The 23293-nt window shown below is 71.1% G+C and carries 20 protein-coding genes; 16 read left to right on the plus strand and 4 right to left on the minus strand.

Translation table 11 applies throughout. The features are described 5' to 3' along the window. Nucleotides 1-84 precede the first annotated feature (84 nt). Together BJY16_RS17350 and BJY16_RS17355 are read left to right on the plus strand one after the other, a co-directional pair. Nucleotides 85-891, plus strand: a complete 807-nt coding sequence (locus BJY16_RS17350) for a DUF3097 domain-containing protein (RefSeq protein WP_185040454.1) — start codon at nt 85-87, stop codon at nt 889-891. Between the two features lie 54 nt (nt 892-945). Continuing rightward, nucleotides 946-1524: a TetR/AcrR family transcriptional regulator gene (locus tag BJY16_RS17355; protein WP_185040455.1), complete on the plus strand. Its 579-nt coding sequence runs from the start codon at nt 946-948 to the stop codon at nt 1522-1524. Here the strand turns inward: BJY16_RS17355 and pdxR are convergent. After that, nucleotides 1498-2952 (minus strand): MocR-like pyridoxine biosynthesis transcription factor PdxR, encoded by a 1455-nt coding sequence (gene pdxR / locus BJY16_RS17360; protein WP_185040456.1) that lies wholly within the window; start codon nt 2950-2952, stop codon nt 1498-1500. The two genes, BJY16_RS17355 and pdxR, sit on opposite strands and share 27 nt — an antisense overlap. 95 nt (nt 2953-3047) lie before the next feature. Here pdxR and BJY16_RS17365 point away from each other — a divergent pair, with 95 nt between their 5' ends. Next, nucleotides 3048-3956, plus strand: coding sequence for a DMT family transporter (locus tag BJY16_RS17365; RefSeq protein WP_185040457.1), 909 nt, complete (start codon nt 3048-3050; stop codon nt 3954-3956). 417 nt (nt 3957-4373) lie between these two features. On the opposite strand, the gene BJY16_RS17370 is transcribed toward BJY16_RS17365, so the two are convergent. After that, nucleotides 4374-5684, minus strand: a complete 1311-nt coding sequence (locus tag BJY16_RS17370) for a serine hydrolase domain-containing protein (protein ID WP_185040458.1) — start codon at nt 5682-5684, stop codon at nt 4374-4376. Nucleotides 5685-5794: 110 nt separating this feature from the next. Here BJY16_RS17370 and BJY16_RS17375 point away from each other — a divergent pair, with 110 nt between their 5' ends. The 4 genes from BJY16_RS17375 (at nt 5795) to BJY16_RS17390 (ending at nt 8881) form a co-directional block, all read left to right on the plus strand. Beyond that, nucleotides 5795-6244, plus strand: a complete 450-nt coding sequence (locus BJY16_RS17375) for an NfeD family protein (RefSeq protein WP_185040459.1) — start codon at nt 5795-5797, stop codon at nt 6242-6244. Between the two features lie 33 nt (nt 6245-6277). Next, nucleotides 6278-7396, plus strand: a complete 1119-nt coding sequence (locus BJY16_RS17380) for an SPFH domain-containing protein (RefSeq protein WP_185040460.1) — start codon at nt 6278-6280, stop codon at nt 7394-7396. Between the two features lie 184 nt (nt 7397-7580). Continuing rightward, nucleotides 7581-8258: a hypothetical protein gene (locus tag BJY16_RS17385; protein WP_185040461.1), complete on the plus strand. Its 678-nt coding sequence runs from the start codon at nt 7581-7583 to the stop codon at nt 8256-8258. Between the two features lie 35 nt (nt 8259-8293). Beyond that, nucleotides 8294-8881, plus strand: coding sequence for a dihydrofolate reductase family protein (locus BJY16_RS17390; RefSeq protein WP_185040462.1), 588 nt, complete (start codon nt 8294-8296; stop codon nt 8879-8881). Here BJY16_RS17390 and BJY16_RS17395 read toward each other — a convergent pair. Continuing rightward, a complete protein-coding gene (locus BJY16_RS17395) occupies nt 8866-9675 on the minus strand; it encodes a TrmH family RNA methyltransferase (protein WP_185040463.1) in 810 nt (269 codons plus the stop codon). The two genes, BJY16_RS17390 and BJY16_RS17395, sit on opposite strands and share 16 nt — an antisense overlap. A gap of 117 nt (nt 9676-9792) precedes the next feature. Between BJY16_RS17395 and BJY16_RS17400 the strand changes: the two genes are divergently transcribed. Continuing rightward, nucleotides 9793-11652, plus strand: coding sequence for an FAD-binding oxidoreductase (locus BJY16_RS17400; RefSeq protein WP_239176577.1), 1860 nt, complete (start codon nt 9793-9795; stop codon nt 11650-11652). Between the two features lie 3 nt (nt 11653-11655). On the opposite strand, the gene BJY16_RS17405 is transcribed toward BJY16_RS17400, so the two are convergent. Beyond that, entirely contained in the window at nt 11656-12951 is a 1296-nt protein-coding gene (locus tag BJY16_RS17405) for a MurL-like N-terminal domain-containing (RefSeq protein ID WP_486303882.1), read from the minus strand. Nucleotides 12952-13024: 73 nt separating this feature from the next. Between BJY16_RS17405 and murD the strand changes: the two genes are divergently transcribed. The 8 genes from murD (at nt 13025) to BJY16_RS17445 (ending at nt 23262) form a co-directional block, all read left to right on the plus strand. Continuing rightward, a complete protein-coding gene (gene murD, locus BJY16_RS17410; RefSeq protein WP_185040465.1) occupies nt 13025-14368 on the plus strand; it encodes a UDP-N-acetylmuramoyl-L-alanine--D-glutamate ligase in 1344 nt (447 codons plus the stop codon). A 1403-nt stretch (nt 14369-15771) separates the two neighbouring features. Beyond that, on the plus strand, nt 15772-16656 hold the full coding sequence (locus BJY16_RS17415) for a MurR/RpiR family transcriptional regulator (protein ID WP_185046505.1): 885 nt from the start codon (nt 15772-15774) through the stop codon (nt 16654-16656). Nucleotides 16657-16693: 37 nt separating this feature from the next. Beyond that, nucleotides 16694-18001 carry an extracellular solute-binding protein gene (locus tag BJY16_RS17420; RefSeq protein ID WP_185040466.1) on the plus strand — a complete coding sequence of 436 codons (1308 nt, stop codon included), beginning with the start codon at nt 16694-16696 and terminating at the stop codon, nt 17999-18001. Between the two features lie 79 nt (nt 18002-18080). Beyond that, nucleotides 18081-19070, plus strand: a complete 990-nt coding sequence (locus tag BJY16_RS17425; protein WP_185040467.1) for a carbohydrate ABC transporter permease — start codon at nt 18081-18083, stop codon at nt 19068-19070. Further along, nucleotides 19070-19966, plus strand: a complete 897-nt coding sequence (locus BJY16_RS17430; protein ID WP_185040468.1) for a carbohydrate ABC transporter permease — start codon at nt 19070-19072, stop codon at nt 19964-19966. The genes BJY16_RS17425 and BJY16_RS17430 overlap by 1 nt, the downstream gene beginning before the upstream one ends. 24 nt (nt 19967-19990) lie before the next feature. Beyond that, nucleotides 19991-21415 (plus strand): N-acetylglucosamine/diacetylchitobiose ABC transporter substrate-binding protein, encoded by a 1425-nt coding sequence (ngcE, locus tag BJY16_RS17435; RefSeq protein WP_185040469.1) that lies wholly within the window; start codon nt 19991-19993, stop codon nt 21413-21415. A 32-nt stretch (nt 21416-21447) separates the two neighbouring features. Then, nucleotides 21448-22341, plus strand: coding sequence for a carbohydrate ABC transporter permease (locus tag BJY16_RS17440; RefSeq protein ID WP_185040470.1), 894 nt, complete (start codon nt 21448-21450; stop codon nt 22339-22341). Between the two features lie 18 nt (nt 22342-22359). Further along, a complete protein-coding gene (locus BJY16_RS17445; protein ID WP_185040471.1) occupies nt 22360-23262 on the plus strand; it encodes a carbohydrate ABC transporter permease in 903 nt (300 codons plus the stop codon). Nucleotides 23263-23293: the final 31 nt, after the last annotated feature.

A 23293-nucleotide genomic window follows, 5' to 3' on the forward strand; every position in this document is an offset into this window, starting at 1 on the left:
CAAGGGTACGTGCCACCCCGGAACCTTGTCTCGGCTCGGAGCGTCACCCCGGCGTGTCCGAACGGAGGGGTTACCGTGCGATTCATGTATGGGGAGGACGTGCTGTCCGGCAACTGGCGCCGGCGAAAAGTGATCCCGGAGGTGGACGCCGAGCCGGACCTGGTCGTCGAGGACGCCGACTCCGGGTTCTGTGGCGCGGTGGTCGGCTTCGAGTACGGCGCGGTGGTGCTGGAGGACCGGCACGGCAAGCGCCGCAACTTCCCGCTCGAGCCGGCCGCCTTCCTGCTCGACGGGCAGGTCGTCACGCTGCGCCGACCGGCCCCGCAGACGGCGCCCGCGCCGCGCCGGCTGACCGCCTCCGGGTCGGTCGCGGTGGCCGGGGTGACCGCGCGGGTGGCCAAGGCCAGCCGGATCTGGGTGGAGGGCATCCACGACGCCGCCCTGGTCGAGCGGATCTGGGGCGACGACCTGCGGATCGAGGGCGTGGTGGTGGAGCCGCTGGACGGCATCGACGACCTGGCCGCCGCCGTCCGGGACTTCCGGCCCGGACCGCAGCGCCGGCTCGGGGTGCTGGTCGACCACCTGGTGCCGGGCTCCAAGGAGAGCCGGATCGTGGCCGCGGTCACCCATCCGGACGTGCTGATCACCGGTCATCCTTATGTGGACGTCTGGCAGGCGGTCCGACCCGAACGGGTGGGCCTGCGCGCGTGGCCGGTCATCCCGCCGGGGCGGCCCTGGAAGGAGGGCGTCTGCGAGGCGGTCGGGGTGCGCGAGCCGGCCGACATGTGGCGCCGGATCCTGGCCTCGGTGCACAGCTACCGCGACGTCGAGACCCCGCTGATCAACTCGATGGAGCGGCTCATCGACCACGTCACGGTGCTGCCCGACTGATCCGGGGCGTCGGACTGCTCTTGCTCGCATGCCTAGCGGCGCTAGGATGAGGGCATGTCGGTAGCCGAACGCAAGCAGCGCGACCGGGCGGTCCGCGAGCGCCTGATCCTGGAGACCGCCCGCGAGCTCGCCGAGCAGCAGGGCTGGGACGCGGTCACCACCCGGCGGCTCGCCGAGCGGATCGAGTACAGCCAGCCGGTCCTCTACAGCCACTTCCGCGGCAAGCGGGAGATCATCGGAGCGGTCGCCCTGCAGGGCGCCACCGAGATGGCGGCGGCGGTGCGGGCCGCCACCGCCGCCCAGGCCGACCCGCGGGCCCGGGTCGCCGCGCTGGCCCGCGCCTACCTCGACTTCGCCGCCCGCCACCCGGCGGTCTACGACGCGCTGTTCCAGCTCGACGGCGGTCTGGCCTACGCCCGGGAGGACACCCCGGAGCCGCTCAAGGACGCCTTCGCCGCGCTGCTCGAGAGCCTCGGCGAGGTCGCCGGGGAGGGCGTCGACACGGGACTGTTCACCGAGGTGTTCTGGTCGTCGCTGCACGGCCTGGCGACGCTGACCCGGGCCGGCCGGCTGCTGCCCGAGGCCGCCGAGGCGCGGGTGGCGCTGCTAGTCGACCGGCTCGCCGTGCTCTGACAGCGGGACCCGGCCGATCCGGGCGGCGGCCTCGGCCAGCCGGTCCGGCGGGTGCGCGGCGTAACCGATCACTAGCCCCGGCGGGCCGGGGAGCAGCCGGTGCCAGCTGAGCGGGTGCACCAGCACGCCGGCGTCCCGGACCCGGCCGGCGAAGGCGACATCGTCCACCCCGGCCGGCAACTCGGCCAGCAGGTGCAGGCCGGCCGCCACGCCACGGACCCGGGCCTGCGGCAGGTGCGCCCGCAGGCCGGCGAGCAGGGCGTCGCGACGGATCCGCTGGCGGGCGCGGACCGTACGCAAATGGCGCTCGTAATCCCCGCCGGCCAGCAACTCGGCGAGCACCAGCTGGGGGAGCGCGGAGCTGCCCAGGTCGCTGGCGTGCTTGGCGGCGAGCAGGTCGGCCTGCCACCGGCGCGGCGCGATCAGCCAGCCCAGCCGGATCCCCGGGGCCAGCGACTTGGAGACACTGCCCAGGTAGGCGACCTGTTCCGGGGCGGAACCCTGGAGCGCGGCGACCGGCGCCCGGTCGTAGCGGTGCTCGGCGTCGTAGTCGTCCTCGATCACCAGCCGGTCGCCGCCGGCCGCCCAGGCGAGCAGCTCGCGGCGGCGCTCCGGGGCGAGCACCACCCCGGTCGGGAACTGGTGCGCCGGGGTGAGCAGCACGGTCCGCAGACCGCTGCCGATCAGCGCGTCGACACGCAGCCCGCCGCTGTCGACCGGCACCGGCTCGGGGTGCATCCCCCAGTGCGCGATCTGGTCACGGGCGCCGCGCGACCCCGGATCCTCGACCGCCCACCCGGTCTCGCCGCGGGCCGACCGGACCTGCGCCAGGAGAGCGAGCCCTTGCGCGACGCCGCCGCACACCAGGATGTCGTCCGCCTCGGCCAGGACTCCCCGGGTACGGGCGAGCCACCCGACCAGCTCGGCACGCAGGCGTGGGGTGCCGCCGGGATCGCCGTACCCCAGGTCGGCGGCGGTCACCCGGTCCAGGACCGCGCGTTCCGCCCGCAGCCAGGCGGCCCGCGGGAACGCGGAGAGGTCGGGCACACCGGGGGAGAGGTTCAGGTCGATGCCGTCCGGGGTGGACAGTGGCAGCCGCAGCTCGTGCAACGTGCGCCGCCGGTCGGCGGGCGGTCGCGGGGTGACCGCCGCGTCCCGGGCCACCACCGTCCCGGAGCCGGTCCGTGCCCCGGCCAGCCCCTCGTCCACCAGCCGCTGGTAGGCCTGCACCACCACGCCTCGGGAGACGCCCAGCTCGGCCGCGAGCAACCGGGTCGGCGGCAGCCGGGTGCCGGGCGCCAGCCGGCCGGCGGCGATCGCCGCGCGCAGGCCGTCGGCCAGCCAGCCGGTCAGCCCTTTCGCCGGCGCCTCCTCCGTCCGCAACTGCAGGAAGTCCGACCCGATCTCGCCCGCCTGCGCCGCTCCCACACCGTCTCCTCGGTCGCCGTCGCCCCGGAGCCGAGAATTGGTTCACCTCATCCCGCCGGGATTGGACCTCGAAACGGACCATACCCGCCGGGAGCATGAGACGCATGAAGGCGTTCCCGATCCTGGCCGGCGCGGCCGGCATGGCGTTCGTCGGCGGCAGCGTCGCCGTCTCCGGCCACCTGGCCGACGCGCCCAACCTGACCGTGCAGGCCCTCCGCTACGCGCTGGCCTGCCTGCTGCTGATCGTCTGGGCCCGGGCGACCCGGACCCCGCTGCGCCGCCCGCGCGGCGCCGAATGGCTCTGGCTGCTCGGCGTCACCGTGGCCGGTCTACTGATCTTCAACATCGCCCTGGTGCACGGCGCCGAACACGCCGAACCCGCGGTCCTCGGCGTCGCGGTCGCCTGCGTCCCGATCCTGCTCGCCGCCGGCGGCCCGCTGCTGCAGGGCCACGGCGCGGCCCCGCGGGTGCTGCTCGCCGCGGTCGTGGTCACCCTCGGCGCGGTCCTGGTCGAAGGCCTCGGCCGGGCCGACACCACCGGGGTGCTCTGGGCCGTCGTCACCTTCGTCTGCGAAGCCCTGTTCACCCTGCTCGCCGTCCCGGTCCTGGGCCGGCACGGCCCGCTCGGCGTCTCGGTGCACGCCACCTGGATGGCGGTCGTCCTGTTCGGCGTCGGCGGGCTGGTCACCGAGGGCCCGGCCGCGGCCCTCCGCCTGCACGGCGACGACGTGCTGGCCGGCCTCTACCTGGCGGTGGCGGTCACCGCGGTGGCCTTCCTGCTCTGGTACACCTGCGTCACCCGGATCGGCCCCGGCCGGGCGGGGCTGCTCACCGGGGTGGCGCCGATCTCGGCGGCGCTGACCGGGATGGCGCTCGGTGGGCCGGCGCCGCGCCCGCTGGTCTGGGTCGGCATCGCGACGGTCGCGGTGGGTTTGGCCGTCGGGCTGACCGCTCGCACTCCGGCCGCGGAGCCGGAACCGGCGCCGGTGCTGGCGGGCGCTTAGCCGCGATCGGTGGGTCTGCGCCGAGCGCGGCTTGCCGGGCTGTGCTGTGGGTGGCTTTGGGCTGAGGGCGGCTTGCCGGGCTGTGCTGTGGGTGGCTTTGGGCTGAGGGCGGCTTGCCGGCCTGTGCTGTCGGTGGCTCTGGGCCGAGCGCGGCTTGCCGGCCCGGGCCGGCAGCAGATCGGGCCAGCGCAGCAACACGATGCGGGCGAGCACCCGGCCGCAACCGATGGCTCCGGCGCGGGGGCGCGGGTCCGAGGCGCGCCCCGCGCTTATTGCCCGCCCTCCCAGGGGGTTGCCCCCGCTGAACAGTGTGGCGGGAGGCGCCGGGCGGTGGCGGCCGGCCTGTGGACAACCCGGGACTGTGGACGACGGCGGCGGCCGCCGGCTGGGTGCTCCGGCCGTACCGGAAAGTGGCCTTCAAGCGAGATCGTGGGGATTCCGGCTGAAGCGGAACGTGGCGATGTCGATCTTCGAGACCGCGCCGTCCGGGGTGCGCAGGACCGTGAGGATCTCGCCCTCGTTGCTGCCGGTGACGCCGCGCCAGCGGTCCGGGGCCTCGCGGCGGAAGAGCGTGTGGTGGCCGGGACCGGTCATCGCCAGTCCGTCGGCCTCCGGGGCGAGGTCGTATTCGCGGCCCATCCACCACCAGCGGCCGCAGATCTCGGCGGCCTCGCCCCGCGGCGGCGCGGGCGGGTGCCAGGCCGGGGCGGGCGCGGGCGGCTCGCTGTCCAGGACCGTGGTGAGGGTGCGCAGGCTCAGGTCCTTGATGCTGTCCTCGCCGTCGAAGCCGTAGGCGTTGGCGAAGACCACCACGCCGTAACGGCTGCGCCGGTGCACCGCGAGGTGCGCGACGTAGCCGGGCATCGAGCCGCCGTGACCGACGTAGACGCGTTCGCCGACCCGGAACAGCTGCGGCCCGAGGCCGTGCCCGGCGGTCCAGGACTCCAGGTCGCCGATGGTGACCGGGCTGCACATCTCGTCGACTGTCTCCCGGGCCAGCACCGCGGGGGCCGGGTCGGCCAGGAAGCCGGCCCACTTGGCCATGTCGGTGACGGTGGACCAGAGCTGGCCGGCCGGGGCCATCGCGCCGGTGTCCGGGCGCGGCTCCTCGTGCAGCGTGCCGCCGAGCGCGTGCACCACGTAGCCGCGGGCGAACGGCTCGACCGGGTGGTAGCTGGTGCGTTTCATTCCCAGCGGGTCGAGGACCCGCTTGGTGACCAGCTCCGACCAGCTCTGCCCGGTGACCCGGGCGAGGACCGCGCCGAGCAGTCCGTAGGCCAGGTTCGAGTAGCGGTAGCGGCGGAAGGGGGGTCCGGTCAGTTTTTCGTACGTCAACCCGCCCAGCAACTGGTCCACGTCCCCGCCCGGGTTCCGTTCCCACCAGGGCCCGTCCGGCTCCCGCTGCAGCCCGGAGACGTGCCCGAGCAGCTGGCGCAGCGTCACCCCGCCGATCGGGGTGCCCGGCAGGTGCCGGTAGAGCAGGTCGTCGAGCGCGAAGAAGCCCTCGTCGCGCAGCTGCATGACCAGCGTCGCGGTGATCGTCTTGGTGATCGAGCCGAGCCGGTACTGGGTCTTCGGGTCGGGTCGCGGCGTCTCCCCGGCGAAGGCGTTGTGCAGCACCGCCCGGTCGCGCACCACGGCCAGGGCGAGTGACGGCACCCGGCCACGGGACTGGGCCCGGGCGGCGATCTCGTCGACCCGTCGGGCGGTCTCCGGAAGCAGTGTCACGGTGGGGGTCCTCCTGCTGTGCGACTGACGGGTACAACTGTCCGAGGGCGGTTCGGCTACGCCGTAGCGTGGCATCGCCGGATATGCGCCGACGTGACACGATCGTTGATGTGGATGCCGTTCTCTGGGTCGTCCTCGCCGTCGCTCTGGCGATCGGCGAGGCCTTCACCGCGACCATTCTGATCATCTTCTTCGCGGCCGGCGCCGCCGCGGCGGCCCTGGCGGCTGCCCTGGGTGCGCCGCTGCTCCTCCAGGTCATCGTCTTCGCCCTGGTCTCCGGGCTGTCGGTGGCGGCGATCCGCCCGGTGATCATGCGGCACGCCCGGTCCGCGCTGGAGACCGGCGACACCCCCTTCGGCATCGAGGCGATGGAGGGGCACCACGGCACCGTGCTCGAGGACGTTGACGCCGACCACGGCCAGATCCGGATCGACGGCGAGATCTGGCAGGCCCGCTCCTTCGACGGCCGGGAGACGTTCCCGGCCGGCCAGCGGGTCCGCGTGGTCAAGGTCCGGGGCGCCACCGCCCTGGTCTGGCACGACGATCTGCCCGACCTCTGACAAGAAGTGCATCGCTACACATAGAGAGGCGCCATGGAAGCAGTCATCGCTGTCCTGGTCATAGTCATCGCCATCTTCGCGGTGACCACCATCGTCCGGTCCATCCGGATCGTCCCACAGCAGCGGATGGACGTGGTGGAGCGGCTGGGCCGCTACAAGCGGACCCTCAACCCGGGCCTCAACCTGCTGGTCCCGTTCGTCGACGCGGTGCGCAGCAAGGTGGACATGCGGGAGCAGGTGGTCTCGTTCCCGCCGCAGCCGGTGATCACCTCGGACAACCTGGTCGTCTCGATCGACACCGTGCTCTACTTCAAGGTCGTCGACCCGGTCCGGGCCACCTACGAGATCGCCAACTTCCTCCAGGCGATCGAGCAGCTCACCGTCACCACCCTGCGCAACGTGATCGGTTCGCTCGACCTGGAGCGCGCGCTGACCAGCCGCGAGGAGATCAACCGGCACCTGTCCACGGTGCTGGACGAGACCACCGGCCGGTGGGGCATCAAGGTCACCCGGGTGGAGATCAAGGCGATCGAGCCGCCGCCGAGCATCCGCGACTCGATGGAGAAGCAGATGCGCGCCGAGCGGGAGCGCCGCGCGACGATCCTGAACGCCGAGGGTCACAAGCAGGCGCAGATCCTCACCGCCGAGGGTGAGAAGCAGGCCGCGGTGCTCCGCGCCGACGGTGACCGGCAGTCCCGGATCCTGCAGGCCGAGGGTCAGGCCAAGGCGATCCGGACCGTGTTCGACGCGATCCACCAGGCCAACCCGTCGCAGAAGGTGCTGGCGTACCAGTACCTGCAGAGCCTGCCGCAGATCGCCAACGGCTCGGCGAACAAGGTGTGGATCGTGCCGACCGAGCTGACCAAGGCCCTGGAGGGTCTCGGCGGCGCGCTGGGCGGCCTGGCCAACATGGCCGGCGACATCCCGTCGCCGCAGGTGGACGCCGGTGCGGTGGAGCGCGAGGCGGAGGCCGCCGCGGAGGCCGCCGCGGCCGAGGCGCAGCGGGTGAACGCCGAGGTGCGCGAGGCCGAGGCGCAGGTGTCCGGCGACTCGGAGCAGACCGCGGCGCTGCCCGCCGCGCCGGCGGTGCCGCCGGCGTCGGCGATCGGCGGGGCGGACTACAACGGGGCGGCCCAGCCCGAGCGTTCCTGACCCGTCAGGACGGAAGCTGTCAGCACGGACGGCCGGTCTCCACGGAGGCCGGCCGTCCGGCTTTTCTCGACATTTCCTGAGATTAGGCTCACAGCTTCCTACGTATTTGACATGCTTCGTCTCGGATTTCCGACCGGTTGCCCCCGGCCGCTCGGCGTGTTGCCCCTGCGAGCGAGGCGGAGCCATGAGCATCAGCCATCGTCACACCGCGAGCGGCCGGCCCCTGCGGGTGGCCCCGGCCTGGGTCGGCGCCGCCGCCCCGGCCGACGGCGCCGTCGCGGACCACTACGTGCTCCCGGTCCGGGAGGCGGTGTGGATCTGGTCGGTGCGCCGGTTCGCCCGGCTGGCCCTGTGGGCGCTGCCCGCGGCCTCGGTCCTGTACGGCTGGGTCACCCTGGGGGTCGGCGTCCCGCCCGGCCCGTTGCCGGTCGCGCTGCTGGCCGGCTGGCTGGCGGCGGTCGCGCTGATCGCGCTGGCCGGCCTGCTCGCCGGGGCACGGACCCGGCGCGTCGCGCTGACCGGGCTGCTGGTCGCGCTGGCCGGCGGCACCCTGCTGCTGCCGCTGGCCGCGCTGCCCGCGGACGGCGCGGCCGACTCGGTCTCGCTCGCCGCCGGGCAGGTGCGGACCCTGGTCCAGGTGGCCTGCGCGATCTCCGGGACCGGGCTGCTGCTGCTCGGCTGGGCGGTGTTCCGCTCCAAGCTGGTCAACCCGGCGGACGGCGTGCTGCTGATGCTCGCTGCGGTGGCGCTGGGCGCCGGGTCGTACGCGGTGCGGCCGCTGCCGACGGTCGGCGCGCTGCTGCTCCTCGCCGCCGGGATGGGGCTGGCCTGGACGGGTGGCCGGTTGGTGCCGCGGACCTGAGACTTGTCCCCGGAACGTGACGAGAGGGGACAGGCATGGCACGGGTGATCGCCGACATCTCGATGTCACTGGACGGATACGTGACCGGGCCGGACCCGGGCCGGGACAACGGGCTCGGCGACGGCGGCGAGGCGCTGCACACCTGGGCGCTGCACCCGGACCCGGTGGACGCCGACGTGCTGGACGCGACCACCGCCGCCACCGGCGCGGTGATCATGGGGCGGCGGCTGTTCGACATCGTCGACGGGCCCCACGGGTGGACCGACGAGATGGGTTACGGCGCGGACCGCGCGGCGACGCCACCGGTGCTGGTGGTGACCCGGATCCCGCCGGACACGGTGCGGCTCGCCGACCGGATGACCTTCGTGGTGGACGGGGTGGCCAGCGCGGTCGCCAAGGGCGTCGCGCTGGCCGGGGAGCGGGACGTGGTGATCATGGGCGGCGCCCAGGTGATCCGGGGCGCGCTGGACGCGGGGCTGGTCGACGAGCTGCGGCTGCACCTGTCGCCGGTGCTGCTCGGGGCCGGCACGCCGCTCTTCCCGGGCGGGCTGTCCCGGCGGCTGCGCCAGGTGCACGCCCGGGCATCCGGGCAGGCCACCCACCTGACTTACCTGCTGGAGTGATCCCGGGTCAGCTCGTAGAAGGTGATGGCGGCGGCGGTCGCCACGTTGAGCGAGTCGACGTTGTTGTGCATCGGGATGGCGACCCGCACGTCGCTGGCCCGGAGCGCCTCCGCGGTGAGCCCGGGACCCTCGGCGCCGAGCAGCAGGGCGGGACGCCGGCGCTGCTCCGGGGTGAGCCGCTGGAGGGCCACCGCGTCCGGCGCCGGGGTCATCGCGAGCAGGGTGAAGCCGGCGTCCCGGATCGCGGTCAGCGGATCCGGCCAGGTCTCCGCCTTCGTGTACGGGATGGCGAACACCTCGCCCATGCTCACCCGCACCGCCCGCCGGTAGAGCGGGTCGGCGCAGTTCGGCGAGAGCACGATGGCGTCGATGCCGAGCGCGGCCGCGCTGCGGAACAGCGCGCCCAGGTTGGTGTGCGTGTTCAGGCCCTCCAGCACGGCCAGGTTCCGCGCGCTGCCGAGCAGGTCGGCCAGCGAGGGCAGCGGGCGGCGGTGGAACGAGGCGAGGATGCCGCGGTGCACGTGGAAGCCGGTGATCGACTCCAGGACCGGCGGGGCGGCGGCGTACAGCGGGGCGTCCGCCGGCAGGCCGGTGAGCTGGTCGGCGCGCTTCTCGTCGACCAGTGCCGAGCGCAGCCGGTAACCGGCCCGCAGGGCACGCTGGATGACCAGCTCCCCCTCGGCGATGAACAGGCCGTTCGGCGGCTCCCAGCGGGTGCGCAGTTCCAGGTCGGTGAGGGCCCGGTAGTCACCGATGCGCGGGTCGTCGGGGGTGGTGATGGCGATGGCTGGCACACCAGCATTCTGCCGACCCCGATGCGGCAAGATGGGGTGCGGGGCACGGGCGGTCGCCGGCCGAAATCGGCAGTACGGTTGTACTGTTCGCACGTTCCGCTTCTCGGGGGGTGTCAGTTGTCGTCTGGTCCGGGATCAGATCCGCATCTGCTCGCCCTGCTGCGGGCCATCCGGCTGCGCCAGAGCGCGCCCGACGCGGCCGCGGCCGGCGCTGCCGACGCCGCCGCCGCGCTGTCCGAGCTGCCGGCCGGCAAGCAGAAGCGGGCCGAGCCGGACGCCGGCGCCGAGCCACCCGCGGCGCCCGAGGCCGCCGACTCCGGCGCGCCGGGGCCGGCCGTCGGCCCGGACCGGCCGGCCGTTCCGGCGATCACCTCGTTCTTCCGGCCGGCCGCGGTGTCCGCCGGCAGCGCGGCCCGCCCGGGGAACGTGTCCGGGATCGGCCGCACCGGCCAGGCCGGCGACGCCGCCCGCCCGGTGAGCGAGGGCGAGCCGGCGCCACCCGGCGGCGCGGGCACCACCGGCGCCGGGTCCGAGCTGCTGTGGCGCGGCGACCAGGGCGCCGCGCTGGGCCGGTCCGGTCTCGGCCCGGGCGGCCAGCGGCGGGGCGTCGCCGGGCACGAGGACCGCGCCGGAGCCAGCGCGGCCTACGGCGTACCGATCAATCGGGTCAATCCGATCACCGGGATCAACCCGGGCGGACCGGTGACCCCGACCCCGGCGGTCCCCGGCGTGCCGCCGGCGCGCCCGATCGGCGCGCCCGGCACCGAGTTCCCCTCGGTCACCCCGGCGGAGTACGCCGCGCACTTCGCCCGCAACACCACCCGGCGGCACGCCGCGGCGGACGGCATGGACCCGGGCGACGCCCTGGCGCTGCAGGACACCCAGCGGCTGCTCAGCACCAGCCTGACCTTCGCCGGCGGGGTGGACGAGGTGGCCGAGCGGCTCTGGCGGGCGCTGCTGCAGGCCCAGCCGGACCTGCTGACCGCGCTGCCCGGCAGCGTCGACTCGCAGCGGCGGCAGCTGGCCCGGGCGATCACCTGGCTGGTGCACCGGCTCGACGACCCGCCGGCCGTGGTGGCCGGGGCCGGGCAGGTCGGCGCGGTGCTCGCCGAGTGCGGCGTGCAGTGGAGCCAGCTGCACCTGGTCGGCGCGGCGCTCGCCGAGGCGATGCGGGCCGGGATGCCGCCGGGCACCTGGCGGCAGGACTTCGACCAGGCCTGGCGGTGGACCTGGCAGCACGTCTACGAGTGGATCGTGCACGGCGGCACGCTGATCGCCTACCAGCCGACCGTCTGGGAGACCGAGGTGGTCGGGCACGACCTGCGCCGGCCCGACCTCGCGGTGGTCCGGCTGCGGCCGTTCCTGCCGATGCCCTACCGCCCGGGGCAGTACGCGCGGGTCGAGGTCGGCGCCGTCCCCGGCGTCTGGCGGCCGTATTCGCTGGCCGGCGCCCCGCAGGTGGACGACGTGATCGAGCTGCACGTGCGGGCCAAGACCGAGACCGGGGTGAGCGGCACGCTGGTGCACGGCACCCGGCCCGGCGACCGGGTGCGGATCGGCCGCCCCGAGGGCGAGATGGGCCTGCCCGCCGAGCCGGGCCGGGGCGTGCTGATGATCGCCGGCGACACCGGGGTGGCCCCGATGAAAGCGATGCTCGCCGAGCTGGCCGCGGTCCGGGACACCCGCCCGGCGGTGCTCTTCTGGGGCGTGCGCAACCTCGGCGAGCTCTACGACATCGAGTCGCTGACCGCGCTGGCCCGGCAGGCGCCCCGGGCCACGGTGGTCCCGGTGGTCGCCGAGGGCAACCCGGGGCCGTACGCGTCCGGTCTGGTCACCGACGCGGTCGCGGCTTACGGCGAGTGGTCACGGCACGAGGTCTACCTGGCCGGGCCGCCGCTGATGCTGGCCGCGACCAGCATCGCCCTGCGGCAGCTGGGCGTCGACCCGGCCCGCATCCACCACGACGCCCCGGAGTAGCCCTCAGAGGGCGGCGTCGAGGATCTTCTGGTACGCCGCCGGGATGTGGTGCGGACCGCCCGGGGTGAAGACGGTGCTGTGCGAGACCGAGTCCCAGGCGGACGCCGGGACGGCCGCGCGCAGCGCCACCAGCACCGGCGCGTCGTCGGTCAGCAGGGAGAGGGCGACCAGGCACTCCTCCGCCTCGCCGACGCACTCGAACGGCTTGTGCCCGTCCACACCGAGCAGCTCCTTGAAGCCCGGGACCTGCGACTCGTCGGTGAACAGGTCGTGCCCGAAGATGTGCGCCAGCCGCTCCCGGGACATGTGCGGGGCCATCGCCAGGAAGACGAACCGGCACTTCGGGCAGTCACCGCACCAGCGGGCCGTCGGGTCGTGCAACTTGAACGCCTTGTTACAGCTGGTGACCACATCATCGTACGCGGTGTGACCGGCGAACAGCTGTGCGATGTGCAGCTCGGAGAGCGTCCGGAGCAGTGAGAAGTACGGGTCGACCAGACCGGTGTGCGCCGTCACCGCGTCCCGCAGCAGCCCCTCGGCGAGCACCCCCTTGGACCACTGGTGGTTGACCTCGTGACCGTTCCAGATCAGGTTCGGGTCGGACGCGGAGCGCTCGTTCGACATCACCACCGGGCCCAGCCCGTGCCACACCGCGGTGGCGATCGCGATCAGCGAGTTGATCGCGGTGACCGGGATGTGCCCGTTCAGCGCACCGGCCTTGTTCAGCTCGAACAGCCGTGGGTCGAGCTTGCGGCGGGCGGCCAGGGCGGGCAGGCCGGAGGCGGCGTTCACGTTCTCGATCACCGGGTTCGGGTTGACCGAGAAGGGGACCGGGTCGAGCCCGGCGGCACGCAGGATTTCCAGCGTGACGATCGAGTCCTTGCCGCCGCCGACCGCGGACAGCGGCCGGCCGGTGACCGCCACCGGGTCGGCCGGGGGCTGCTCGCCGGGGGTCTCCACGGTCAGCTCCAGGACGTGCGGGAGCTGGTTGCGGTACGCGAACTCGGCCAGGCCGTCGGTGTAGATCCGGGTGAACCAGGCGGCGACCGCGGGCGCCACCGGCAGCGGCGCGAGCACCCGCGGCGGGGCGCCCACCTTGTAGTAGCTCACCCCGGCGACCACGTGCAGCAGATCGAGCACCCGGAAGAAGGCGGCCGGCGGCTCGGCCGCGGCAACCGGGAACGTGATCGTCTCGGTGAAGCTCAGCGGCTCCGGACCGTCGAGCACGTAGTCGAACGTGGCGACCCCCGTCGTCGGATCGAACGCGGACGAGGGGAAGCGCATGACGTCGAACTGCACCCGGGAACTCCTGTCTACTGGCTGACGGGCAATATTAGTGCGGTCCGGCTGGAAACCAACCTGGGGAGACGACGTGCGCCTGGCAGACCTGCGCGGCCGATCGGTGGCGGTCTGGGGGACCGGCCGGGAGGGCCGGGCCGCGGTGACCGCGATCGCCCGGCACGAGCCCGCGCGGCTGATCGCGGTCAACGACAGCGCCGGATACCTGGACGACCCGTGGGACGGCACGCTCGCCCCGCTGGCCGGCGGCGAGCACGCCTTCGCGGCTCTGGCCAGCGCGGATGTCATCGTCCGGTCGCCCGGGGTGCCGTCCACCCACCCGTTCATGGCGGAGCTGCGCGGGCGCGGGATCACCGTCACCGGCGGCAGCGCGCTCTGGATGGCCGACCACGCGGCGCGGACCGTCGGGGTCACCGGCAGCAAGGGCAAGAGCACCACCTCCAGCCTGATCAGCCACCTGCTCGCGGCGGCCGGGCGGCCGAACGCGTACGGCGGGAACATCGGCGTACCCCTGCTCGACCTGCCCGAGGCCGAGCTCTACGTGCTGGAACTCTCCAGCTACCAGTGCGCCGACCTGACCGACTCGCCCCGGGTGGCGGTGGTCACCTCGCTCTTTCCGGAGCACCTGGACGCGCACGGCGGCGAGCGGGAGTACTACCGCGACAAGCTGAACATCCTCCGCCACGGACCGGATCTGATCGTGGTGAACGGCGCCGACGAGCGGCTCCGCGACGAGCTCCGCGGCGCGACCGACCGGAACGGTTTCCCGCCGGTGCCGGCCGCCGCCGGCGACTCCCGCTTCCGGGTCGAGGAGGGCACCGTCTTCTGCAGCGACGACCCGCTCTTCGACCGTTCCGAGCTGCGGCTCAAAGGCAAACACAACGAGCGCAACCTGTGCGTGGCGCTGGCCGTGCTGGACGGCATGGGCATCGACGTGGTCGGCCTGCGCGCCGAGCTGGCCGCCGCGGTCCGCGCCTTCGAGGGCCTGCCGCACCGGCTCACCGAGATCCCCGACCCGTCCGGCCTCACCTTCGTCGACGACACCCTGTCCACCGCCCCGTTCGCCGCCATGCACGCCATCGAGGCCTACGAGGACCGGCCACTCACCGTGTTGGTCGGCGGCACCGACCGCGGCCTGGACTACTCACCGTTACGAGATTTCCTCGCCTCCCGGCAACTCACCGTGATCGGCATGCCGGACAGCGGCCCGCGCATCCTCGCCGAACTGGCCGACCTCCCGAAGATCACCACGATCCCGTCCGAGGACCTGGCCGACGCGGTCCGGCTGGCCCGCGAGGTGACCCCGGCCGGCGGCGTGGTGCTGCTGTCCCCGGCCGCGCCCAGCTACGGCCGCTTCCGTAACTTCGAGCACCGCTCGGAAGCCTTCGTGGAAGCGATCCGAGCCACCGCCGGCTGATCACGAGCCCGTAGATCCGCGATCCCGCCTGCCCGGAGTCGGCCGGCCCGCGATCCGGCGCTCGCGATCCTGTCTTTTCGCGATCCCGCCTGCTCGGGGTCCGGACGGCTCGGGGTCCGGACGGCTCGGGGTCCGGACGGCTCGGGGTCCGGCCGGCTCGCGTTCCGGCGCTCGCGATCCTGTCTTCTCGCGATCCCGCCTGCCCGGGATCCGGACGGCTCGGGGTCCGGCGCTCGCGATCCTTTGTTCTAGCGATCGTCGGCGCGCGATCCCGTGTTCGCGCGAACCGGTCGGCCTGCGATCCGGTCGTCCGGCGATGCAGTCAGCCCGCCCTCCCTGGGGGACCCCCGCCTGAACAGTGTGGCGACGCTGAACGGTCGATGACGGACAGCCTGTGGACGACGCGGGAATGTGGAAAAACGCTGTCCGGCCGGCGCGTACCCAAGTGCGGTCGAGCCGCGCAGGGGTGCGGCTCGGCTGGTGGTCACGGGTGTTTCAAGCCGGTTGAGGGACCCATGAGAGACAGCCGGTGACGGCGAGGTGGGCTGCGGTCTGAGGCGGCGGGTGGCGGCTGCGGCCGGTGGCGACCGATGGCGGCGAGATCGGCTGCGGTTTGAGGCGGCGCGGTTTTGGGTGGGTCGGCCGGGCGCACGGCGTACCGGAAATGTTTTTGATCGTGTTTCCGACGTGTCCGCGGGGTTTCGGGGTGCCTGCGGAAGGCGCCGAACGGGTGAGGGTGCGTGGGCTGATCAGCGGCGGTCAGTGGGCTGATCAGGGGAGCGCAAAACGGGCGCAAGTTGGACATGTGATGGCGACCACGTTGTAAGGGTTATTTCCGGATCGATGGCTGTCATCTGGCTGCTGTGAAACACGCGTTCATCGGCCCAGGTCAGGTAACGGTTTGAAAACTTCACCCACGGCCTTGACACGGAGGGGCGGTTAGTAAGAACTTTTACCGCAACAGTAAACAGTCCTTCCTGAAAGGGTGACCGATGGCTGAGCCGGAGATGGACGGGACCGCCTTGACCGCGGTTGCCGACTCGCCGGCCCGCGGCGAGGCCGCCCCCGACGGGAGCGACATCACGGTGCGGGACCGGCTTGACCAGAATTTCTGGGCCCGGAGCGAACCCCGGCCCCGGCCGGCCGACGCCCGCGGCGACAGCGGGCGCGGCGAGAACGGGCGTGGCGAGAACGGGCGCGGCGAGAACGGGCGCGGCGACAGCGGGCGGGCCGAGAACGGCCGTGGTGAAAACGGCCGCGGCGAGAACGGGCGCGGCGAGAACGGCCGTGGTGACCACGGACGGCCCGAGAGCGGCCGTGGCGAGAACGGCCGCGGCGACAACGGGCGGGCCGAGAACGGGCGCGGCGAGAACGGGCGTACGGAAAAAATCGGGAGCGACCCCATGGACCACCCGCCCGCCGACGGGGTCCTGGTCCGGGTCCGGACGCTGCTGCCGGAGTTCACCGGCGCGCTGCAGCGGGTCGCCGAGCAGGTCCTCACCGACCCGGCCGCCGCCTCCCGCGCCACCATCGTCGAGCTCGCCGAGCGCAGCGGCACCTCACCGGCGACGGTGACCCGGTTCTGCCGGGCGCTGGGTTTCGACGGCTACGCCGACCTGCGGCTGGGCATCGCCGCGGAGACCGGGCGGGCCCGCTCGGCCGGCTGGACGGTCGACATCGGCCGGGAGATCCAGCCCAACGACCCCCTGGAGCGGGTGCTCGGCCAGATCATGGCCTCCGACACCAGGGCCATGCACGACACCGCCTCGCTGCTGGACCTGGGCGAGGTGGAGCGGGCCGCGGTGGCGATCGCCGCCGCACCGCGGGTGAACATCTTCGGCGCCAGCGGAAGCGCGCTGGTCGGCGAGGAGATGCAGTTCAGTCTGCACCGCATCGGCATCCCGGTGTGGGCCTGGACCGACGTGCACAACGGTCTGGCCAGCGCCGCGCTGTCCCGGCCCGGCGACGTCGCGCTCGGCATCTCGCACACCGGCGAGACCGGCGAGACGATCGAGCTGCTCGCCGAGGCGAGCAGCCGGGGCGCCACCACCATCGCGCTCACCAGCTTCCCTCGTTCCCCGCTGGCCGAGCTCGCCGACATCGTCCTGATCACCGCGACCCAGGCGACCACCTTCCGGCCGGACGCACTCTCCGCCCGGCATCCCCAGCTGGTGGTCCTCGATCTGCTCTACGTGGCCGTCGCGCAGCGGACCCACGAACGCTCGCATGCCGCCTTCCAGCGCACCGCCCAGGCAGTGCACGGACACAAAGCGGCGAAAGACGCCTAACCCCTTTTTACGCATGAAACCCCTTCCGGGAGGAAAAGTGAAGCGCAAGTTCGCGGTCGCCGCGGCTCTCGCCGCGACGCTGGTCGGTACCGCCGCGTGCGGTGGCAACAGCGGCGACAGTGCCACCACGTCGGCCAACAACACCGTCGACGGCAAGGGCAAGACCATCAAGGTCTGGCTCATGGTCGACGCCCAGAGCGGCTGGAAGAGCGTCGTCGACGACGCCTCCAAGCGGTTCACCGACGCCACCGGCGCGCAGGTGCAGGTCGAGTACCAGCAGTGGGCGAACGTGCTCACCAAGCTGGACGCCTCGCTGGCCGGCTCGGACGTCCCGGACGTGGTCGAGCTGGGCAACACCCAGTTCCCGAAGTACGTCGACTCCGAGGGTTTCGCCGAGCTCGACAAGAAGAGCTTCGAGAACTCCGACACCTGGCTGGCCGGCCTCTCCGGCGCCTGTGAGAAGGACGGCAAGACCTACTGCGTGCCTTACTACGCGGGCGCCCGGGTGCTGATCTACCGCAAGGACCTGTTCGAGAAGGCCGGCATCACCGACGCGCCGAAGACGTACGACGAGTTCCTCGCCGACGCGGACAAGGTGCAGGCCGCCAACAAGGACGCCAAGTTCGGCTCGGTCTACATGCCGGGTCGCTACTGGTACGCCGCGATGTCGTGGGTGAAGGCCAACGGCGGCGACATCGCCAAGAAGGACGGCGACAAGTGGACCGGCCAGCTCTCCACGCCGGCCTCGCAGGCCGGTCTGCAGAAGTGGGTCGACCTGGTCAAGAAGTACTCGAAGGCGGACGTCACCAAGGACGAGGCCGACCAGTACCTGGTGTTCAGCCAGGCCAACGCCGGCATGTTCTACGGCAACGGCTGGGAGCAGGGTTCCGCCGAGAAGGTCAAGAAGGACCCGAACGACGCCAACTCGCCGCTGGTTCCGACCAAGGTGGACGGCAAGCTGGCCGCCGCTCCGATGCCGGAGATCCCCTCGCTGCTCGGTGGCTCGAACGTCGGCGTCCCGCTGAAGAGCAAGAACCCGGAGCTGGCCGCTCAGTGGATCAAGGCCTTCACCGACAGCACCTCGATGAAGGGCCTGATCAAGGCCGGCGCCCTGCCGAACGCCACCTCGCTGCTGGACCAGGCCGCCGCCGACAACCCGGCGCTGAAGTTCACCGCCGGCGCGGCGAAGAACAGCTGGGCGGTGCCGAACTCCGGCAAGTGGGCCGACGTGGAGAAGGCCAACGTGCTGCAGAACATGCTGTCGGACATCCTGACCGGCAAGAAGTCCCTGGCGGACGCCACTGCCGCCGCTGACGAGCAGATCGCCAAGACGCTCAACGGCTGATCCGGACGCTGCCCGCCCGCCCTCCGGCGGGCGGGCAGCGCACCGCTGTCTCTTCTTCTTCGGTGAGAGAGGAAAGCTGATGTACGCCGTCGACTCTCCGGCGACCCGCACGCAGAGCGGGCCGAACGGATCCGGCGCGGAGCGACCGGTGGTCCGGCACAAGCGGCGCAAGCGCGGCGGGGACGACGTCGTCCTCCCGTGGCTGCTGTCCGGCCCGGCGCTGATTCTCCTCGCCCTGCTGCTGGCCTACCCGGTCGGGCGCATGCTGGTGCTCTCGTTCCAGAAGCTGGGGCTCAAGGAGCTCTGGACCGGCGCCGCCGCGCCGTTCGTCGGCCTGGACAACTACGTCGCCGTGCTCTCCGACAGCGCCTTCTGGTCGGTGGTCACGCGCACGGTGCTCTTCACCGCGGTCTCGGTGGTCCTCAGCGTGCTGATCGGCCTCGGTGTGGCGCTGCTGATGCGCCGGGTCAACAGGACCGTCCGGCTCCTCATGATCATCGCGATGATGTTCGTCTGGGCGCTGCCCGCGCTGGTCCAGGCGCAGATCTTCAAGATGATGACCGACTCCGACGTCGGGGTGATCAACTACCTGATCGACAAGCTGCCGGGCGTCGAGTTCCAGAACCACTCGTGGTTCTTCACCCCGATCCAGGGCTGGATCGTGATCACGTCCTGCGTGGTGTGGGCCGGCATCCCGTTCCTGGCGATCACCCTGAACGCCGGGCTGACCCAGGTGCCCAAGGAGCTGATGGAGGCCGCCACGGTCGACGGCGCCAACGCCTGGCAGTCGTTCAAGAACATCACCGTGCCGATCCTCAAGCCGCTCATGGTGATCGTCACGACCCTGTCGGTGATCTGGAACTTCGGCCTGTTCACCCAGAACTGGGTGATGCGGGACGGCAAGCCGGAGCCCGAGTTCCAGACCCTGGCGACCTATTCGTACGTGCAGGCCTTCGCGCAGAACAAGTACGGCCTCGGCTCGGCGATCGCGATGATCACCGTGCTCATCCTGCTCGGCGCGATGGCGGTCTACATCCGCCAGATGTTCAAGATCGGAGAGGTGGACTGATGGCCGTCCTCACCAGCACGCCGCCGCGCCGCAAGGCCCGCAAGGCCGACGACGGCGTGATGACCGTCGGGCGCAGCCGGGCCGGCAGCCTCGTCGCCAACATCAGCGGCGTCATCTTCGCGCTCGTGATGTTCTTCCCGGTCTACTGGGTGCTGATCACCGCGTTCAAACCGCAGACCGAGTGGTCGAGCTTCACCCCGACGTTCATCCCGAACGCGCCGACGCTGGACAACTTCACCTCCGCGTTCAACGCCCCGCTGTTCAAGCAGTCCCTGGTCAACGGGGTGCTGGTGACGGCCATGGCGGTGGTGGCGGCGCTGATCGTCGGCTTCCTGGGCGCGCTCGCGGTGGCCCGGTTCCGATTCTACGGCCGGCGGGCGATCATCATGGTGGTCCTCGCGGTGCAGCTGATCCCGTTCATCTCGCTGCTGATCCCGATCTTCCTGATGCTGCAGAGCTGGAACGCGGTGGGCAACACCCTGGTCGGCGTGACGCTGGTCTACACGGTGCTGATCCTGCCGTACACGGTGTGGATGCTGCGCGGCTTCATCGCCGGCATCCCGCGCGAGCTGGACGAGGCCGCGATGATCGACGGCTGCACCAGGGGCCAGGTGTTCTGGCGGATCGTCCTGCCGCTGACCGGTCCCGGCCTGGTCGCGACCTCGGTCTACGGGTTCATCCAGGCCTGGAACGAGTTCATGATCATCAACACGCTCAACGACCCGGAACACCAGAACCTGATGGCCTGGCTGATGCAGAACCAGACCAGCCGGGGCACCTACTGGGGCCCGCTGATGGCCGGCGCGATCATCACGTCGATCCCGGTTGTCATCTTCTTCCTGGCGGTGCAACGCAACATCGCCTCCGGGCTCACCGCCGGTGCGGTCAAGGGCTGATTCCACTCTCCGAAAGGGACATAGATGTCTGTGACAACCGATCGTCGTACTCTGTTGCGCCGTGCCGCCGCCGTCGGCCTGGTGGCCGCCCCGGGCGTCAGCTTCCTGTCCGCCTGCGCGGGCTCGGACGACAGCAGTGACGACACCAAGCAGGCGACCGGGACCAAGTCGGCGGACAACCCGCTGGGTATCGACCCGAAGGCCGGCATCGAGATCGTGATCTTCGATGGTGGTCTCGGCACCAAGTACGCCACCGATGTGGACACTCCGCTCTACAACAAGAAGTGGCCGGACTCGAAGGTCACCTACTCGGCCACCCAGCAGGTCGCCACGACCATCAAGCCGCGGCTGAACTCCGGCAACGCCCCCGACATGATCAACAACTCGGGGTCGGACATCATGGACTTCGGCGCGATCGTGAAGGCCGGGCAGGCGGCCGACCTGACCGATCTGTTCGCCGCGCCGTCCCTGGACATCGAGGGCAAGACCGTCGCCGAGACGCTCGTCCCCGGTGCGGTGCAGCAGGGCACGTACGACGGCAAGCCGTTCGCGGTGAACTACTCGTTCACGGTGTTCGGGCTTTGGTACAACAAGAAGCTGTTCGACAAGAACAAGTGGACGATTCCGACCACCTGGGCGGATTTCACCGCGCTGTTGGAGAAGATCAAGGCGGCGGGGATCACGCCGTTCTCGTACGCGGGGGCGAACGCGTCGTATTACATGGTCCGGGCGATCATGACCAGTGCGGCGAAGATCGGTACCGAGCAGGTGCTCAAGGACATCGACAACCTGAAGCCGGGTGCGTGGACGAACGAGGCGGTCAAGCAGGCCGCGGCGGCGTGGGGTGAGGTGGGTAAGAAGTTCGCGAACCCGTCGCACCTGGGGTTGAAGCACACTGAGGTGCAGCTGCAGCAGAACCAGGACAAGGTCGCGTTCTACCCGTGTGGGTCGTGGCTGGAGAACGAGCAGGCCGCCAGCACGCCGGCGGGGTTCGAGTACGCGATGATGGCGTTCCCGAGCGTGACCGCGTCCGACAAGCTGCCGGCGACGGCGATCAACGCGGCGGCCGGGGAGATCTACTTCGCGGCGGCCAAGAGCAAGAACCCGCAGGGTGGTAAGGAATACCTGCGCACGATGCTGTCGAAGGAAGCGGCCCTCGAGTTCACGAAGCTGACCAAGTCGCTGACCGTGGTCGCGGGCGCGGCCGACGGGGTGACGATCAGCCCCGGTCTGACCTCGGCGAATGACGCGTTGAGCAAGGCCGGTCAGGACGTGTTCATGGGGTACCTGTTCGACACCTGGTACAAGAAGCTCGACGACGCTTCGCGGGAGGCCGCGAACCAGCTGTTCTTCAAGGGCGGCGACGCGCAGAAGTTCTGCGACACCATGGAGGCCGCGTCGCAGGCGGTGGCCAAGGACTCGTCGATCACCAAGTTCACCCGCTCCTGAAGTTATTCGTCGGTAAGAGATAGGTAGGCGTCATGCGGCACGGCAAGTATCCCTTCATCATCGGTTTCCTTGTCGTGCCGCTGGCGCTCTATCTGGTGTTCGTGGTCGGCGCGTATTTGCAGATGTTCCAGTTGTCGCTGACCGACTGGTCGGGGTACGGCGGGTTCAGCTACATCGGGCTGGAGAACTTCCAGAAGTTGTGGGACGACCCGGTGTTCTGGGTCGCGTTGCGGCACAACCTGTATCTGCTGATCCTGATGCCGATCGTGACGATCGCCCTGGCGTTGTTCTTCGCGTTCCTGCTCAACTCCGGTGGCAAGAAGGCCGGCGGGGTGTGGGGTTCGAAGGTGTATCGGGTGATCTTCTTCTTCCCGCAGTTGCTGGCTCTGGCGATCGTGGCGGTGATCTTCGGGCGGGTGTTCGGGTCGGACAAGTCCGGGATGATCAACGGGTTGTTGCCGCAGTCGTGGACGCCGTGGCTGTTCCTGGCCGATGAGCGGTGGGCGTTGACCTGCATCCTGGTGGTTCTGGTGTGGCAGGCGGTCGGGTTCTACGTGGTGTTGTTCTCAGCCGGGATGGGGTCGATCGCCGAGGAGATCTACGAGGCTGCCGCGTTGGACGGGGCCACGAAGATCACCTTGTTCTTCCGGATCACGCTGCCGTTGTTGTGGGACACGCTGCAGGTGGCGTGGGTGTATCTGGGTATCGCGGCGTTCGACGCGTTCGCGCTGGTCAACATCATGTCGGTGAACCACGGCGGGCCGAACAACAGCACCCAGGTGCTGAGCATGCAGATCTATTTGAACGCGTTCCAGAACTCGCAGGCCGGTTACGCGTCCGCGCTCGGCGTGGTGCTGTTCTTCCTGACCCTGACGTTCGCCGCGCTGACCCTGCGGGTCACCCGCCGCGACGCGGTACAGGCCTGACCCGCGGAGAAGACGACAATGACAAATCTCGCTGTTAAGGAACCCGCGGTCGTGAGCACGCCGAAGCCCGCGGAGAAGTCCCGCAAGGTCAGCCCGCTCAACGGGATGGCGCACGTCGCCCTGTTCCTCTGGGCCCTGGCCACGGCCGGGCCGCTGATCTGGGTCGTTCTCGCGTCGTTCAAGAACAACACCGAGATCTTCCTGGGCAAGCCGTTCGCGTTGCCGGAGACGTTCTCGTTCACCACCTACACCGACGCGTGGAGCGAGGCCCACATCGGGCAGTACTTCCTCAACAGCGTCTTCGTGGTCGCGATCAGCACCGCCGGGACCATGCTGCTCGGCTCGATGGCCGCCTACGTCCTGGCCCGCTACAAGTTCCCCGGCAACCGGGCGATCTACTACCTGTTCGTCTCCGGCCTGGCCTTCCCGACCTTCATGGCCCTCGCCCCGCTGTTCGGGATCGTGCAGAGCCTCGGGCTGCTGAACACGTTCACCGGGCTGATCCTGGTCTACATCGCCTACTCACTGTCGTTCACCGTGTTCTTCCTGGCCGCGTTCTTCAAGACGCTGCCCCACGAGATCGACGAGGCCGCCCTGGTCGACGGGGCCGGGCACCTGCGCCGGTTCTTCCAGATCATGATGCCGATGGCGAAATCCGGGCTGATCAGCATCACCATCTTCAACATCGTCGGGCAGTGGAACCAGTACCTGCTCCCCGTCGTGATCATGCAAGGCGCCGGCGCCGACTCCAAGTGGGTCCTCACCCAGGGCATCGCGAACATCAGCACCCAGGCCGGCTACCACGCCGAATGGTCCACCCTGTTCGCCGCGCTCACCCTCTCCATCCTCCCGATGATCGTCGTCTACGCGATCTTCCAGCGGCAGATCCAGGCCGGCCTCACCGCCGGCGCGGTGAAATAGCAATCCTGTCGTACCTCACGAGCAGAATGAC

The sequence above is a fragment of the Actinoplanes octamycinicus genome, from assembly GCF_014205225.1.
Lineage (GTDB): Bacteria > Actinomycetota > Actinomycetes > Mycobacteriales > Micromonosporaceae > Actinoplanes > Actinoplanes octamycinicus.

Coding starts and splice junctions, on each gene's coding strand:
- BJY16_RS17350 (WP_185040454.1), top strand. CDS start 85: ATGTATGGGGAGGACGTGCTGTCCGGCAACTGGCGCCGGCGAAAAGTG.
- BJY16_RS17430 (WP_185040468.1), top strand. CDS start 19,070: ATGGCCGTCCTCACCAGCACGCCGCCGCGCCGCAAGGCCCGCAAGGCC.
- BJY16_RS17385 (WP_185040461.1), top strand. CDS start 7,581: ATGAGCATCAGCCATCGTCACACCGCGAGCGGCCGGCCCCTGCGGGTG.
- BJY16_RS17445 (WP_185040471.1), top strand. CDS start 22,360: ATGACAAATCTCGCTGTTAAGGAACCCGCGGTCGTGAGCACGCCGAAG.
- BJY16_RS17440 (WP_185040470.1), top strand. CDS start 21,448: ATGCGGCACGGCAAGTATCCCTTCATCATCGGTTTCCTTGTCGTGCCG.
- BJY16_RS17415 (WP_185046505.1), top strand. CDS start 15,772: ATGGACCACCCGCCCGCCGACGGGGTCCTGGTCCGGGTCCGGACGCTG.
- BJY16_RS17355 (WP_185040455.1), top strand. CDS start 946: ATGTCGGTAGCCGAACGCAAGCAGCGCGACCGGGCGGTCCGCGAGCGC.
- BJY16_RS17365 (WP_185040457.1), top strand. CDS start 3,048: ATGAGACGCATGAAGGCGTTCCCGATCCTGGCCGGCGCGGCCGGCATG.
- BJY16_RS17380 (WP_185040460.1), top strand. CDS start 6,278: ATGGAAGCAGTCATCGCTGTCCTGGTCATAGTCATCGCCATCTTCGCG.
- ngcE (WP_185040469.1), top strand. CDS start 19,991: ATGTCTGTGACAACCGATCGTCGTACTCTGTTGCGCCGTGCCGCCGCC.
- BJY16_RS17425 (WP_185040467.1), top strand. CDS start 18,081: ATGTACGCCGTCGACTCTCCGGCGACCCGCACGCAGAGCGGGCCGAAC.
- BJY16_RS17390 (WP_185040462.1), top strand. CDS start 8,294: ATGGCACGGGTGATCGCCGACATCTCGATGTCACTGGACGGATACGTG.